Origin of the sequence: Pantoea sp. Acro-807 (assembly GCF_011752675.1) — a bacterium.
Classification (GTDB): Bacteria; Pseudomonadota; Gammaproteobacteria; order Enterobacterales; family Enterobacteriaceae; genus Pantoea; species Pantoea eucrina.
Map to the genome: position 1 here is coordinate 216,906 of NZ_VWXE01000002.1, position 14,488 is coordinate 231,393.

Here is a 14,488-nt window from a genome sequence, read left to right on the forward strand (position 1 = left end):
ACCATCTTCCTCTGTTCAGTAAGCCGTCAGGCAGGCAGCAGCGCGCGTGCCTGCTGTTGTTGAGCGTAGAGTTCGCGGAACAGGCGCAGGCGCTGCTGTAGCACCGCACCGCGCGCCGCATCGGGCTGGTAACGCGCCTGAACCGCCGGTTTCAGGCATACCTGCTGCTCGTTGCCGCCGGCACTGAGCCAGGCCAGACGCGCGGCCCCAAGAGCGCCCGAGGCGCTGGCTGGATGAGTGACGATCGGCAGCTGCAGCACATCCGCAATCAGCTGTGCCCACAGCGTGCTGCGCGCGCCGCCGCCGGTCAGGCTGCACTGGGTAATTTGTCGCTGCGCATCGCCCAGCACCGCCAGTCCGTCCGCCAGGCCAAACGCTACGCCTTCAATCACCGCATAGCCCAGCAGCGCACGCGGCGTTTCGTGGCGCAGATTGAAGAAGGCGCCTGAGGCATCAGGATCGTTGTGCGGTGTGCGTTCACCCGAGAGATAGGGCAAAAATAGCGGTGCGCGGCGGCACTGCTCCGCGCTCAGTTCTGCCATCTCTGCCATTAGCTGGTTCTCGCTCACCGATAACAGCTGGCACAGCCAGCGCAGACAGCTGGCAGCACTTAGCATCACGCTCATCTGATGCCAGCGCCCCGGCAGCGCGTGGCAAAAAGCGTGCACGCCAGATTGTGGATCGGCCTGCAGACGGTCGTTAACCACGAAGATCACGCCGGATGTGCCGAGTGAGATAAACGCATCGCCGGGATTAACCGCGCCAACGCCTACCGCAGAGGCCGCGTTATCACCGCCGCCGCCTGCCACGCTCACCGTGGCGGACAAGCCCCAGGCGCGGGCAACATCTTCACGCAGCGTGCCGCTGACTGCACTTCCCTCCACCAGCGTGGGCAGTTGCGCGCGCGTCAGTCCGCTTATCGCCAGCAGTTCATCTGACCAGTCGCGCTGTGCCACATCCAGCCACAGCGTGCCCGCCGCATCGGACGGCTCGCTGACGAATGCTCCGGTGAGCCGCCAGCGCAGATAATCTTTCGGCAGCAGCACTTTCGCGATGCGCCGGAAGATCGCGGGTTCATGCTCAGCCACCCAGTGCAGTTTGGGGGCGGTAAAGCCCGGCATGATCATGTTGCCGCTGATGTGCATCATCTGCGGATGTCGGGTGCGCAGCGTCTCGCACTCGGCGGCGCTGCGCGTGTCGTTCCACAGTATGCACGGGCGCAATACCTGGCCGTCGGCATCCAGCAGCACTGCGCCGTGCATCTGGCCGGAGAGACCAATGGCGCGGATGGCGTGCCAGGCATCCGGCACCTGTTGTCGCAGTGCGGCCAGCACCTGTTCGCACGCCTGCCACCAGCTTTCCGGATCCTGCTCAGCCCAGTGCGAATGTGGACGCTGCACGCTAAGCGTGGCATGGCTGGAAGCCACAATGTCGCCCTGCGCGTTGACGATCAGCGCTTTGAGTTCGGAGGTGCCAATATCAATGCCGAGATACATCACACGCTCCTTATACCGCTGCCAGCATCTGTTCAGGCTGTTTCAGCCAGCGCTGCAGATCCGCCACCGTACGGTGCATTAGCGTGTGAAATGCCGCATCATCCGCCAGTTCAGCAAACAGCGCTTTGTCGCGGATAAACACGTCCAGCGCATCGGCGGCCGCAAATTGCTGATGCAATGCCTCTGCCTGCAACGCGCCATCCTGATAGGTATAAGGCAGATCGTCAGCGGCCCAGCGCTGCAGAAACAGGAAGAACAGCGCCGGCAATACCGCCGTGGCGGCGGGCTCCACGCCGCGCTGCCAGGTCTCACGCAGCGTCGGCGTTACCATGCCAGGGATTTTTGACAGGCCATCCGCGCCGACGCGCTGGTTGGTGTCTTTAATGTACGGATTACTGAAGCGCGCCAGTACCACATCGCGGTAATCGGCGAGATCGAGCGGGCTCGGCGTGAGCGACGGAATAACATCCTGAGTGATGTAGTCGTGCGCCAGCTGATAAATCGCCGGCTGGCGCGTGCTGTCGTCAATGTAGTTCAGTCCGGTAAGCGTGCCCGCCCAGGCAATCGCCGCGTGCGTGGCGTTGAGAATGCGTATTTTCGCCTCTTCCCACGGTAACACCGTGTCCACCAGCTCAACGCCCACTCTCTCCAGCGCCGGGCGACCGGCGATGAAATTGTCTTCGATTACCCATTGAATGAAGGATTCAGCCATCACGGCCGCGCCATCCTCCTTACCGGTAGCGGCCCTGACGCGTTCCGCCACATCGGATGTCGGGCGCGGTGTGATGCGGTCTACCATGGTGTCAGGCGACGTGGTGTTATCACGCACCCAGGCCGCCAGCGCCATATCGCCTTTCGCCGCCAGGAACGAGAGAAAGCCGTGGCGGAAACGCTCTCCGTTGTGGCGCAGGTTATCGCAGCTCAGCAGCGTAACCGCTGCGCCGCCGCTGGCCATACGCTGCTGCAGAATCCGCGTTAGCGCGCCGTACAGCGTGCGGATTTCACCGTGAATATCGGCCTGTACGTCCGGCTGCGCCAGGTCTAGCTCATGCTCTGGCGTCAGGTAGTAACCGGCTTCGGTCACGGTGAAGCTGATCACGCGGGTGTGCGCCTCTGCGCCCTGGGCGACCAGCGCACTGATGTCACTGTCCCACGGCAGGATTTTGCGCAGCGAGGTGATGGTTTCATACGCGCGCTCGCCCTCTGGCGTGACAGTCTCCAGCACATATTCACCGTTCTGCGCCTGCAGCTGATTAAGCAGTGCTGCTGCATCATTGCGGATGTTGCCCAGCGCAATGCTCCAGCTCTCATCACCCTGCTCACGTAGCTTGTGCAGATACCACGCCTGATGGGCACGGTGGAAGGAGCCTGCACCGATGTGCATCCATACCAAATTCGTTGTCATAATCGCCTCAAAGTAAACTTTTGCCACTGCGAAGGGCATTTGCCCGATGCGACGTAGCATAGTCGGCGGCTAACATTTGGTTCTGCGAGATGCATCACAATTAATACATTTGCTCTCATTTAGGGCTTTTGCCCGATTAGCGCTTGCGTCTGATTCCGCGATAAACTGACGCTTCAGTTTTCGACGGAAGCGCGTGATGAGCAGAGAAGAGAAAAAACAGGAGCTGGCGGCGCGAGCGGCATGGATGTATTACGTCGCTGGCGTAACACAGCAGGAGATTGCGCGCGCGCTCGGCTTATCGCGTCAGGTGGCGCAGCGGCTGGTGTCCAGCGCACGGGAAATGGGCATGGTCAGCGTCAAAATCGATCATCCGGTTACCCACTGTCTGCAACTGGCGCACGAGGTGCAGACGAAATTTGGTCTTGAGCTGTGTCGGGTGGTGCCTTCTGCCCGCCTGGAGGATGACGCTATTCAGCAGATGCTGGCCGTTGAAGGGGCCTCAGTGATGAGCCAGTTTATCAGCGAGGAGCAGCCGCAGGTGTTCGGCATTGGATCCGGCAAAACGCTGCGTTCGATGATCGACGCGCTGCCGTGGATTGAACGACCACAGCATCAGTGCGTGTCGATGATTGGTGCGATTGCGCGCGATGATTCCGGTACGCGTTACGACGTGCCGCTAAAGATGGCTGAGAAAATGCAGGGCAAATATTTTTTTATCCCCGCGCCGCTCTATGCCGACACGCCAGAAGACAAAACCATGTGGGTGCAGCATCAGGTCTATCAGCGCGTGACGCAGCGCGCCCTGCAGGCAGACGTTGCGTTTGTTGGCATTGGTGAAGTGCAGCCGGGCTGTCCGCTAAATGCCGAAGGCTTTATTACCGATGTGCAGGTCAGAGAGCTTAACACGCGTGGCGTGGTGGGTGAGATGCTTGGCCATTTCTTTAATCAGCAGGGCGAGCGGGTGTGGGGCGAAACCGATGCGCTGCTCACCAGCGTGCTGCTGGAGAGCCAGACGCAGCGGAAGATTATCGGCTTTGCCGGCAGCGCACGGAAATATCCGGCCATTCGCGCCGCGCTATTGGGTGGGTGGATCTCCGGGCTAGTGACCGACGAAGACACGGCGCTGAAGTTGCTTGGCGGGTGATTAAAACGCTTCTGCAATACGTAGCGGCGCGATTTATCGCGCCGGGTTAATCGCAAAATGGCAAACAAGCGCGCCATGAATTGCGCCGCTACGGCTCAGCAGCCTATTTTAACGAGCCTTTCAGGAACTGCTGCAGGCGCGGACTCTTTGGATTGCCAAACAGCTCATCGGGCGTCCCCTCTTCCTCAATTTTTCCCTGATGCAGGAAAATCACATGGTTTGAGACGTGGCGGGCAAATTCCATCTCGTGCGTGACCACGACCATGGTTTTTCCCTCTTCCGCCAGCTTCTGCATAATACGCAGGACTTCGCCTACCAGCTCGGGATCGAGCGCTGAGGTCGGTTCATCAAACAGCAGCACTTCCGGTTCCATTGCCAGCGCACGGGCAATGGAGACGCGCTGCTGCTGGCCGCCAGAGAGATGTACCGGATATTTTGCCCGCGCGCGCGCATCAATCCCGACTTTATCCAGATATTTGATCGCCCGTTCGCGCGCTTCCGCCTTGCTCAGACCGAGCACCTGAATGGGTGCTTCCGTCACGTTATCCAGCACCGTCATATGACTCCAGAGGTTGAAGTGCTGAAACACCATGGTGAGGCGCGTGCGCAGCGAGCGCAGCTGCTCCTTGTTCGCCACTTTCAGCTGGCCGTCGGTATCGCGCACCAGCGCAATCTGTTCGTTATTAACGGCGATAGCCCCTTCGCTCGGCTTTTCGAGGAAGTTAATGCAGCGTAAAAACGTACTTTTCCCGGAGCCGGAAGAGCCAATGATGCTAATCACATCGCCGGCATTGGCGCGCAGTGAGACGCCTTTCAGAACTTCATGTTCACCGTAACGTTTGTGCAGTTCGGCAACCTGTAATTTATTTTCAGCCATAGTGATACTCAGTGCGACGAAGAGGGTTTCACATGTGCCAGAAAGCGGCGCTCCGCAAGGCGGAACAGACTAATCAGCACATAAGAGATAATCAGATAGAGCACGGCAGCGAGCCCAAACGCGGTAAACGGCTGATAGGTAGCCGAGTTAATATCACGCGCGATTTTCAGCAGATCCGGCACGGTCGCAGTAAACGCCAGCGCGGTGGAGTGCAGCATCAGGATCACTTCATTGCTGTATGCGGGCAGCGCGGTACGCAGCGCGGAGGGCAAAATGATGCAGCGGTAAAGCTTTACGGTTGAAAAACCGTAGGCGCGCGCCGCTTCAATTTCGCCATGTGGCACGGCGCGGATGGCGCCCGCAAAGATTTCAGTGGTGTAGGCGCAGGTATTCAGCGTAAATGCCAGCAGCGTACAGTTCAGACCGCTGCGAAAAAAGGCGTTCAGCAGCTCAGATCCTTTCACCACTTCCAGCGTATACATGCCGGAGTAGAACACCAGCAGCTGGACGTAGAGCGGCGTGCCGCGAAACACATAGGTAAACAGCCAGACCGGGGTTGAGATAAACCGGTTGGGTGATACGCGGGCGATGGCCAGGATCACAGCCAGACAGCCGCCGAGCACGACCGAAAGAATAAGCAGCCACAGCGTGATCGCTACGCCGGTGAAGCGATAGCCATCGGTCCAGAGCAGTTGTTTCCAGTACTCCTGAATAATCTCAATCATAATTCTGCCCTTTTTACCCCGACCGAGTAGCGGCGCTCAAGCCACCACAACACGCCATTAGAAAGCGTGGTAAACACCAGATAGATCACCCCTGCCACAATGGCAAAGTAGAACGGCTGCCAGGTACTCTTGCCCGCCAGCTGCGTCGCTTTGACCACATCCTCCAGCCCCAGCAGCGACACCAGTGCGGTAGCCTTGAGGATCACCTGCCAGTTGTTTCCGATACCGGGTAGCGCAAAACGCATCATGGCCGGAAACAGAATGCGCCGGAACGTCTGCGAGCCGGTAAAACCAAAGGCGGTAGCGGCTTCAATCTGTCCCTTCGGCACCGCCAGAAACGCGCCGCGAAAGGTTTCAGTAAAATAGGCGCCGTAGATAAACCCGAGGGTAATGATACCGGCCACCATCGGGTCGATATCAAACTGCGCCAGGCCCAGCGCGTCAGTTACCGCGTTGAGCGCAATCTGCAGCCCGTAAAAGATCAGCAGCATCAGCACCAGATCGGGCACGCCGCGGATCAGGGTGGTGTACCCCTCCGCAATGATGGCCAGCGGCCGGCTGCGCGACAGTTTGGCACCCGCCCCGAGCAGGCCGAGGATAACCGCCAGCAGCACGGCGCTCAGCGCCAGCTCCAGCGTCACCAGCGTGCCTTTGAGAATGACTTCAGAATAGCCGTACAACATGATTTCGATCCTGTCGTGAGAGGAAAATAACACACGCTGCCCGGGAAATAGCGGACAGTCCTGACCAGGGATATGAATCACGGAAGGATAGCGGCAAGCGTATGAACCCCGGGAGTTTACATAAGTAAGCGCCCGGAGTGAATAGTTATGGCCCCGGTTCCTGTCACTCAACCCGCAGTATCAGGAAACAGGTCGATCAGTCACCGTAGACGTTGAAATCGAAATATTTTTTCGCAATCTTGTCGTAGGTGCCATCTTTGCGCATCTCATTAAACGCCTTATCGATGGCGGCTTTAAGATCGCTGTCATCTTTGCGCAGGCCCATGCCGGTGCCTACACCAAAGATTTTGTCATCTTTCACCGCCGGGCCAGCAAACGCATAGTTTTTGCCTACCGGCTGCTTCAGAAAGCCTTCGCTCGCCTGCACTTCATCCTGGAAAGCGGCATCAATGCGTCCGGCGTTCAGGTCCTGATAGACCAGATCCTGATTTGCATAAGGCGTCACGGTAACGCCCTTCGGCCGCCAGTATTGATTCGCATAGGTTTCCTGCGTGGTACCCTGCAGCAGACCGATATTTTTGCCCTTTAGCGATTCAATCGTTGGCTGCAGCGGAGAGCCTTTTGCCGCCACCAGACGGGCGTTAGCCGCATAGAGTTTTTCCGAGAAGCCAATCTCCTCCTGACGCTTTTCGGTGATAGAGAGCGACGAAATAATGGCATCAATTTTTTTCGCTTTCAGCGACGGAATAAGCGCATCGAAATCACTTTCCACATAGGTACATTTGGCCTGAATGCGTTTGCAAATCTCATTGGCAAGGTCGATATCAAACCCCACCAGCTGGCCCTGGGCATTTTTTGACTCAAACGGCGGGTAAGTTGGATCGGTCCCGATACGCAGCGACTGCGGTACTGCGGCAAAAACGCTGGCGGTGCCGGTCATTGCCAGCAGCAGGGAGAGAGCCAGAACTCGCTTTTTCATAGTTTACCCTCAAGTGACGTGCTTATTGTTATGTGGTGTGATGTGTGTTTTGCGCTGAATGGATTGCAGTTTTCATGCCAGGTCTCAGAGCTGGCGATGCAGCATGCAGGCGCGCTAACGAGAGCGTCGTAACGGGACGCAGAGAGTTCGTTATGAAGGGAATATAACAGCGGGATGCAGAAGAAAAAGCGAGTTTGCTAACTTTTAGTGCAGATTATGCACGAAGAGTGATCGACACCGCGAATTTGCACATCCATTGTGCAGCGCGCAACGTTTATGCGCCATTCCAGCGCATAAACAGATCTTCCGGTAGCGTGATATCAAACTGATCCACCACGCGATTAACCGTCTGGTCGACCAAATCCTCAATACGCTGCGGCCGGTGATAGAAAGCCGGCACCGGCGGCATGATCATCGCGCCCAGTTCAGCCGCCGTGGTCATCATACGCAGATGACCGACGTGCAGCGGGGTTTCGCGTACGCAGAGCACCAGGCGGCGCTGCTCTTTCAGCACGACGTCAGCGGCGCGCGTCAGCAGGCTGTCGCTGTAGCTGTGTACAATGCCGGAGAGCGTTTTCATTGAGCACGGCAGGATCACCATACCCAGCGTTTTAAATGAGCCGGAAGAGATGCTTGCCCCGATATCCCGCACGTCATGCACCACGCTGGCAAGCGCCTGCACATCCCGCACGCTGTAGTCAGTTTCCAGCGCCAGCGTCTGGCGCGCTGCCGGGCTCATCACCAGATGGGTTTCCACTTCCGGCACCGATTGCAGCACCTGCAGCAGCCGCACGCCGTAAATTGCGCCGCTGGCGCCGGAAAGACCCACGATGAGACGTTTCATAACTCTGCCTTACTCTGTTCAGAATCGGCAATGATAGCCTGCCACAGGCAAAAATGCGCTGGCGCCCGGTGAAAAAGCGCAAAACAGACGGGGCAGACTTTCGCCTGCCCCGCGGGAGTGCCGGATAAAAGCTCAATCAGCCTTCGTTATGGATCTCCAGCCCTTCCACTTCGTTCTGACGCTGCAGCGCTTTGGCGTCGTCGTTACGCAGCGACTGCAGATACTCGAGGTATTGCTGATCCACATCCTTAGTGACGTAAACGCCGTTGAAGACGGAGCACTCAAACTGCTCAATGTCCGGATTCTCTTCGCGTACCGCTTCGATCAGATCGTTCAGATCCTGGAAGATCAGCGCATCCGCCTTAATCAGCTTGCGGATCTCCTCCACCTCACGGCCATGGGCAATCAGCTCGGTAGCGCTTGGCATGTCGATGCCATAGACGTTTGGAAAGCGGATCTCCGGTGCAGCCGACGCGAGATAAACCCGTTTAGCACCCGCCTCGCGCGCCATCTCGATAATCTGTTCAGAGGTCGTACCGCGCACGATAGAGTCATCCACCAGCAGCACATTTTTATCGCGGAACTCTGCACGGTTGGCGTTGAGCTTACGGCGAACGGCGCTGCGGCGCAGATGCTGGCCCGGCATGATAAAGGTGCGGCCCACATAGCGGTTTTTCACAAATCCCTGCCGGTAGGGCTTGTTCAGGATGCGCGCAATCTCCAGCGCGGTATCGGTCGAGGTTTCCGGAATCGGAATCACCACGTCGATATCGAGATCTTCCCACTCCCGGGCAATTTTTTCCCCGAGCTTGGTGCCCATGCGCACGCGCGCGCTATAGACGGAAATCTTATCCAGGAAAGAGTCCGGGCGGGCAAAATAGACATATTCAAACAGGCAGGGATTACTTTTCGGGTCCTCTGAACACTGGCGGGTCGAAAGCTGGCCCTGTTCAGTGATATAGACCGCTTCACCCGGCGCAACGTCACGAATGAACTCAAATCCCAGCGTATCCAGCGCCACGCTCTCCGAGGCAACCATATACTCTGTGCGGCCATCCTGCATGTCGCGCTTGCCGAGCACCAGTGGACGAATCCCGTTCGGATCGCGAAACGCCACCATACCGTGTCCGATAATCATCGCCACCACGGCATAAGCGCCACGCACCTGCTGATGCACTGCCGCTACCGCGGCAAAAATGGTTTCCGCATCGAGCGGATAGTGCTGAAAGCGATCCAGCTCCTGCGCAAAAATGTTGAGCAGGATCTCTGAATCGGAGGTGGTATTAACGTGACGGCGACCGGTCTCAAACAGCTGTTTGCGCAGCTCATGCGCATTGGTGAGATTGCCGTTATGCGCCAGCGTAATACCATAAGGGGAGTTAACGTAAAATGGCTGCGCTTCAGAGGCGCTGGAGCTGCCGGCGGTAGGGTAACGCACGTGGCCGATACCGATATTGCCCTGCAAACGCTGCATGTGGCGCGCTTCAAACACGTCGCTGACCAGACCATTTGCTTTGCGCAGACGGAAGCAGTTCAGCGCATCGATAGTACAAATGCCGGCGGCATCCTGTCCGCGGTGCTGCAGCACCGTTAACGCGTCATAGATCGACTGGTTTACTGGCATAAAACCGGTGATACCAACAATACCGCACATATTGTCATTTCCTCATTAGCCGCACTCCCGATGGTGTCACCGGGGTAAAAAACTTGACGTGCTTTTCAGGTAATCAAAAAACCACCTGATGATATAACTGAACTGGGGAATGAGCTGAGACTGTTGCCAGTCCGGGCTTTTTGAAAAGCCGGTGAATGTATCAAGGAAGAAAAGAATGGCGGAAACAATCAGCACGCCACGCAACGCCCCGAAACAGACCCCCAACACCCTGTCGGTTCCCGACAAGCCGGTTTTCTCAACCAGCGAGCCGATCACATAGTTCACGATGGCACCCACAATCAGGGTGGCAACGAATAACACCGCAATTGCGATGCCGTTGCGAACCAGTTCGTCGTTAAAACCTGTAAACCAGACTGCCAGGTAGGCGTAGTAATGACTGGCGACAAAAAACGCGCATCCCCAGGTAACAAGAGATAAGGCTTCCCGGACAAACCCGCGAATCAGGCTGACCAGAGCCGAAAAACCAACTACCGCAATAATGACGTAATCAATCCAGATCATGAACGCTTCCAGTACAGTGCTTCGCACCCCTGCATCCAGTTCGGGGCGCATTCTAACAGAAAAAGAAAACGTTTGCGTAGCCTTTTCCCGTTCGCGGTGATGAAAAAGGGCGAGGAAAAATAATTCCATCGCCCGTTACTATCAGCAATATTTAAATAGCTGATTTTAAAGTTAATTAACTGCTTTAAACCGGCATTTACGCGCTATAAGCCACGCCTGTTACTGCTATCGGCGTGACTTATCAGCCTGTCAGCGCACGCTATAGGGTTTCACCACGCCGCCCAGTCCGGAAACGCTCTGCAGCTCGCTCAGCGAACTTTGCAGCTTCGCTTTAGAGGCGTCAGGTCCGACGTAGATACGGGTGATTTGCCCCTGCACCGGCGATGACGGCACGGTAAAGGCGCGGTAGCCAGAGAGCCGCAGCTTCGCCACAATCTCGTCCACTTTCGCAGCGTTCTTCAGTGCGCCAAGCTGTACCACATACGCCTGCCCCGCTGGCGCGCTGGCTGGCTTCGACGTTTCTGCCGACTTGCTCTGCTCCGCTGCTTTTGGCTGCTCTGCGGGTTTTGGCGTCTCCACCGGCTTCGGCTTCGGTTGCTCTGCCGGCTTCGGCCTGCTCTGCTCGGTGGTTTTAGGTTTCGTCTGCTCAGCCGGTTTCTGCTGGGTTCTGGGCTGCGTCTGCTGATGCACCGCCGGTGGCGTGACTACGCTCGGCTGGCTGTTCTGCACCGGCTGCGCGCTGCCGCTGACGGCCGGATTTTGCGTGGCCTGAGTGGTCGCTGACTGCTGCGCAGCACCGGCGCCTTCCGGCGGCTGCGACGGCAGCGGCTGCGTGACCGGCGGCACCATTTCGCTATCCTGCTGATCGTCAGGTTTTGGCACCAGCGGAATCGCTGCAAACTCTTCCTTATAATGCTTTTTCTTACCGTCCAGCAGGCCCGGCAGCACAATGACACCAATCGCCACCAGGATCACCGTGCCCACTAACCGATTTTGAAACTTACTCGCCACTGCCGTTCTCCGCTGCCATCGATTCCATAACCTGTGCTACGGTGTGAAATGACCCACACACCAGAATCACATCCTGCCGGCTGGCCTGCGCACGCGCCGCCCGCCACGCCGCATCAACGCTGGTATACGCCGTACCGCTCTCCAGATGCGCAAGCAGCTCCTCTGCCGATGCGCCACGCGGACCCGCCAGCGGCGCGCAGTACCAGTGCGTCACCTGCGGCGCCAGCGCAGCGAGCGTACCGGCAATATCTTTGTCGTGCAGCATACCCGCTACCGCATGAACCGTTCCGCCCGCGGGCAGCGCTGCCAGACGCGACGCCAGCCAGGCAGCCGCGTGCGGGTTGTGCGCGACGTCCAGAATCACCTGCGGCGCATGGCTTATGGTCTGGAAACGCCCTGCCAGTACCGCCTGCGGCAGATGCGCGCGGATAATGGCGTCAGGCACCTGCAGACCCGATGCGCGTAACGCAGCCAGCGCCGTGGCCGCATTCGGCAGCGGCACCTGCGGCAGCGGCAGATCGCGCAGCTCACCCTGCGCATCCTGCAGCATCCAGCTATCACTACCGCCCTGCCACTGCCAGTCGCGATTGACCTGATGCAGCACGGCACCGGTCTCTGCTGCCACCGCAGCGATGCTTGCCGGCATCTCCGCTTCGCCCACTACGGCAGGTTTACCGGCGCGGAAAATACCCGCTTTCTCCCGCCCGATACTCTCGCGGTCGGGGCCAAGCCAGTCCGTGTGATCGAGTGCGATACTGGTGATCACCGCCACATCACTGGCAACAATGTTGGTGGCATCAAGACGGCCACCCAGTCCGACTTCGAGGATCACCACGTCAAGATTCGCCTGGCGGAACAGATTAAGCGCAGAGAGCGTGCCAAATTCAAAATAGGTGAGCGAGGTATCACCACGCCCCGCCTCGATTTCAGCAAAGCTGGCGCTGTGCTGCGCCTCCGGCAGCTCCGCACCCTGCACGCGTACGCGCTCGGTGTAGCGCACCAGATGCGGCGAACTGTAGACGCCCGTACGGTAGCCTGCTGCCATCAGCAGCGTTTCCAGCGTGCGGCAGGTGGTGCCTTTGCCGTTGGTGCCGGCGACGGTAAAGATGAAGGGAGCGGGTTTCAGCAGGTCAAGCTGCGCGGCAACGCGCTGAATACGATCCAGACCCAGTTCAATCGCCTGTGAGTGAAGATGCTCAAGATAGTGAAGCCACGTGGCCAGCGGCGACGTGCCCTGAGGAGGCTGATGCGTGTTCATGAGTCCCGTCTGTTGCGTAGTACAGCTCATCGTTCAGCGCAGCGGCGGAAAGAGAGGCCTGCGCGCGGCTGATGGCTATCAACAGGCAGGAACCGGCACGGCTGCTCACTGAATAATGGGATGTACGGAATGAAAGTAAAAAGGCGCATCGCTGCGCCTTTCGGTTGCCTGTCAGGCGTCGTTGCTTTCTGGTTCCACCACCACCGGTGGCTCGCCATCCAGCTGCGGAGCCGGCAGGTTCATCATTTTTGCCAGCAGGCTGGCCAGCTTAAAGCGCATTTCCGGACGACGGATGATCATGTCGATCGCGCCTTTTTCAATCAGGAACTCACTGCGCTGGAAGCCCGGCGGCAGCTTTTCACGTACCGTCTGCTCAATCACGCGTGGACCGGCAAAACCGATCAGCGCTTTTGGCTCCGCCACGTTGAGATCGCCCAGCATCGCAAAGCTGGCAGAAACGCCACCCATGGTCGGGTCAGTCAGCACGGAGATATAAGGCAGACCGCGCTCCTGCATTTTCGCCAGGGCCGCACTGGTTTTTGCCATCTGCATCAGCGACTGCAGCGCTTCCTGCATACGTGCACCGCCGCTGGCCGAGAAGCAGATCAGCGGGCAGTTATCTTCCAGCGCCTGCTCTACGGCACGCACAAAGCGCGCGCCCACGACTGAGCCCATCGAGCCGCCCATAAAGGCAAACTCAAACGCCGCCGCCACAACCGGCATGCCGTGCAGCTGGCCTTTCATGACGATCAGCGCATCTTTTTCGCCGGTGTCTTTCTGGGCCGCTACCAGACGATCCTTATACTTTTTGGAGTCGCGGAACTTGAGCAGATCTTTTGGCTCCAGCTCGCTTCCCAGCTCAACCATCGACCCTTCATCCATCAGGCTATGCAGACGCTCGCGCGCGTGCATACGCATGTGGTGGTCGCACTTCGGGCAGACCTCAAGGTTGCGCTCCAGCTCGGCGCGGTAGAGCACCTGACCACAGCTGTCGCACTTGGTCCACACCCCTTCCGGGATGCTGGCTTTGCGCGTAGGCGTCGTGGTGCTTTTATTCAGTATGCGTTCAATCCAGCTCATTGATGACCTTTCTGTTTAATGCTGACCTGGTCCAGTCTTTTCGTTACTGCTGAAATCACCTTCAGCAGGCCGTAAATGTCGCTCATTAAACCACAACCTGTTCACGCTGTGGATAAAAATCTGGTGACGGGCTTACTGCGATTTCTGCTGACGCGCCTGACGGCGATGACGCCATACTTCAATCACGCCTGGCAGTATCGATACCACAATAATGCCGACAATCAGCAGCTTGAGGTTCTCCTGCACCACCGGCAGATCGCCAAACAGATAGCCGGCATAGGAGAACAGCAGTACCCACAACAGCGCGCCCGTAACGTTGAAGAGCGCAAAGTGGCGATAGGACATATGTCCCATACCCGCCACGAAGGGGGCAAAGGTTCGCACGATTGGCACAAAGCGCGCAAGTATAATGGTTTTACCGCCGTGGCGATCGTAGAACGCATGGGTTTTATCGAGATAGCTGCGGCGGAAGATTTTAGACTGCGGATTACTGAACAGCTTCTCACCAAACAGGCGGCCAATGGTGTAGTTCACCGCATCGCCGAGAATAGCAGCGATAACCAGCAGCGTGACCATCAGGTGCACGTTTAAGTCGTTGCCCGGTAAGGCAGCAAGCGCGCCTGCCACAAACAGCAGCGAATCACCCGGCAGGAATGGCGTCACCACCAGACCGGTCTCGCAAAACAGGATCAGGAACAGGATGGCGTAGATCCAGATGCCATACTGCGCCACCAGTTCGGCCAGGTGCACATCAATGTGCAGAATAAAATCGACAACAAAATGGATAAACTCCATACCAGCTAACTCCCT

At 57.9% G+C, this 14,488-nt stretch carries 14 protein-coding genes; 1 reads left to right on the plus strand and 13 read right to left on the minus strand.

Features of this window, described 5'->3' with window-relative positions; translation table 11 throughout:
* Window positions 1–26: 26 nt before the first annotated feature.
* The gene (xylB, locus tag F3J39_RS07450; RefSeq protein WP_104085231.1) at window positions 27–1,496 is read right to left on the minus strand and encodes a xylulokinase; all 1,470 of its coding nucleotides are present in this window, start codon (window positions 1,494–1,496) and stop codon (window positions 27–29) included.
* A gap of 10 nt (window positions 1,497–1,506) precedes the next feature.
* Window positions 1,507–2,901 carry a D-arabinitol 4-dehydrogenase gene (gene dalD, locus F3J39_RS07455; RefSeq protein ID WP_039385574.1) on the minus strand — a complete coding sequence of 465 codons (1,395 nt, stop codon included), beginning with the start codon at window positions 2,899–2,901 and terminating at the stop codon, window positions 1,507–1,509.
* Between the two features lie 196 nt (window positions 2,902–3,097).
* Here dalD and F3J39_RS07460 point away from each other — a divergent pair, with 196 nt between their 5' ends.
* Window positions 3,098–4,045: a sugar-binding transcriptional regulator gene (locus F3J39_RS07460; protein ID WP_104085232.1), complete on the plus strand. Its 948-nt coding sequence runs from the start codon at window positions 3,098–3,100 to the stop codon at window positions 4,043–4,045.
* A 103-nt stretch (window positions 4,046–4,148) separates the two neighbouring features.
* On the opposite strand, the gene hisP is transcribed toward F3J39_RS07460, so the two are convergent.
* The 11 genes from hisP to F3J39_RS07515 all read right to left on the minus strand — a co-directional run bounded on the left by hisP (window position 4,149) and on the right by F3J39_RS07515 (window position 14,473).
* Window positions 4,149–4,922, minus strand: coding sequence for a histidine ABC transporter ATP-binding protein HisP (gene hisP, locus F3J39_RS07465; protein ID WP_039379092.1), 774 nt, complete (start codon window positions 4,920–4,922; stop codon window positions 4,149–4,151).
* Between the two features lie 8 nt (window positions 4,923–4,930).
* Window positions 4,931–5,647 carry an ABC transporter permease gene (locus F3J39_RS07470; RefSeq protein ID WP_039379094.1) on the minus strand — a complete coding sequence of 239 codons (717 nt, stop codon included), beginning with the start codon at window positions 5,645–5,647 and terminating at the stop codon, window positions 4,931–4,933.
* Window positions 5,644–6,330: a histidine ABC transporter permease HisQ gene (locus F3J39_RS07475; RefSeq protein WP_039379095.1), complete on the minus strand. Its 687-nt coding sequence runs from the start codon at window positions 6,328–6,330 to the stop codon at window positions 5,644–5,646. The genes F3J39_RS07470 and F3J39_RS07475 overlap by 4 nt, the downstream gene beginning before the upstream one ends.
* A gap of 196 nt (window positions 6,331–6,526) precedes the next feature.
* On the minus strand, window positions 6,527–7,309 hold the full coding sequence (gene argT / locus F3J39_RS07480; RefSeq protein ID WP_039379096.1) for a lysine/arginine/ornithine ABC transporter substrate-binding protein ArgT: 783 nt from the start codon (window positions 7,307–7,309) through the stop codon (window positions 6,527–6,529).
* Window positions 7,310–7,583: 274 nt separating this feature from the next.
* Entirely contained in the window at window positions 7,584–8,153 is a 570-nt protein-coding gene (locus tag F3J39_RS07485) for a UbiX family flavin prenyltransferase (RefSeq protein WP_039379099.1), read from the minus strand.
* Window positions 8,154–8,289: 136 nt separating this feature from the next.
* The gene (gene purF, locus F3J39_RS07490; RefSeq protein ID WP_094111116.1) at window positions 8,290–9,807 is read right to left on the minus strand and encodes an amidophosphoribosyltransferase; all 1,518 of its coding nucleotides are present in this window, start codon (window positions 9,805–9,807) and stop codon (window positions 8,290–8,292) included.
* A 36-nt stretch (window positions 9,808–9,843) separates the two neighbouring features.
* On the minus strand, window positions 9,844–10,329 hold the full coding sequence (gene cvpA / locus F3J39_RS07495; RefSeq protein ID WP_039379104.1) for a colicin V production protein: 486 nt from the start codon (window positions 10,327–10,329) through the stop codon (window positions 9,844–9,846).
* A 249-nt stretch (window positions 10,330–10,578) separates the two neighbouring features.
* A complete protein-coding gene (gene dedD / locus F3J39_RS07500) occupies window positions 10,579–11,340 on the minus strand; it encodes a cell division protein DedD (RefSeq protein WP_166714022.1) in 762 nt (253 codons plus the stop codon).
* The gene (gene folC, locus F3J39_RS07505) at window positions 11,330–12,598 is read right to left on the minus strand and encodes a bifunctional tetrahydrofolate synthase/dihydrofolate synthase (RefSeq protein WP_039379108.1); all 1,269 of its coding nucleotides are present in this window, start codon (window positions 12,596–12,598) and stop codon (window positions 11,330–11,332) included. Before folC ends, dedD begins: the two co-directional genes overlap by 11 nt.
* Before the next feature lie 171 nt (window positions 12,599–12,769).
* On the minus strand, window positions 12,770–13,678 hold the full coding sequence (accD, locus tag F3J39_RS07510; RefSeq protein WP_039379111.1) for an acetyl-CoA carboxylase, carboxyltransferase subunit beta: 909 nt from the start codon (window positions 13,676–13,678) through the stop codon (window positions 12,770–12,772).
* Window positions 13,679–13,810: 132 nt separating this feature from the next.
* A complete protein-coding gene (locus F3J39_RS07515; protein ID WP_039379114.1) occupies window positions 13,811–14,473 on the minus strand; it encodes a DedA family protein in 663 nt (220 codons plus the stop codon).
* Window positions 14,474–14,488: the final 15 nt, after the last annotated feature.

Excerpts from the sequence above, each read along its gene's own strand:
- xylB (WP_104085231.1), bottom strand. The coding sequence starts at position 1,496 with ATGTATCTCGGCATTGATATTGGCACCTCCGAACTCAAAGCGCTGATC.
- dalD (WP_039385574.1), bottom strand. The coding sequence starts at position 2,901 with ATGACAACGAATTTGGTATGGATGCACATCGGTGCAGGCTCCTTCCAC.
- F3J39_RS07460 (WP_104085232.1), top strand. The coding sequence starts at position 3,098 with ATGAGCAGAGAAGAGAAAAAACAGGAGCTGGCGGCGCGAGCGGCATGG.
- hisP (WP_039379092.1), bottom strand. The coding sequence starts at position 4,922 with ATGGCTGAAAATAAATTACAGGTTGCCGAACTGCACAAACGTTACGGT.
- F3J39_RS07470 (WP_039379094.1), bottom strand. The coding sequence starts at position 5,647 with ATGATTGAGATTATTCAGGAGTACTGGAAACAACTGCTCTGGACCGAT.
- F3J39_RS07475 (WP_039379095.1), bottom strand. The coding sequence starts at position 6,330 with ATGTTGTACGGCTATTCTGAAGTCATTCTCAAAGGCACGCTGGTGACG.
- argT (WP_039379096.1), bottom strand. The coding sequence starts at position 7,309 with ATGAAAAAGCGAGTTCTGGCTCTCTCCCTGCTGCTGGCAATGACCGGC.
- F3J39_RS07485 (WP_039379099.1), bottom strand. The coding sequence starts at position 8,153 with ATGAAACGTCTCATCGTGGGTCTTTCCGGCGCCAGCGGCGCAATTTAC.
- purF (WP_094111116.1), bottom strand. The coding sequence starts at position 9,807 with ATGTGCGGTATTGTTGGTATCACCGGTTTTATGCCAGTAAACCAGTCG.
- cvpA (WP_039379104.1), bottom strand. The coding sequence starts at position 10,329 with ATGATCTGGATTGATTACGTCATTATTGCGGTAGTTGGTTTTTCGGCT.
- folC (WP_039379108.1), bottom strand. The coding sequence starts at position 12,598 with ATGAACACGCATCAGCCTCCTCAGGGCACGTCGCCGCTGGCCACGTGG.
- accD (WP_039379111.1), bottom strand. The coding sequence starts at position 13,678 with ATGAGCTGGATTGAACGCATACTGAATAAAAGCACCACGACGCCTACG.
- F3J39_RS07515 (WP_039379114.1), bottom strand. The coding sequence starts at position 14,473 with ATGGAGTTTATCCATTTTGTTGTCGATTTTATTCTGCACATTGATGTG.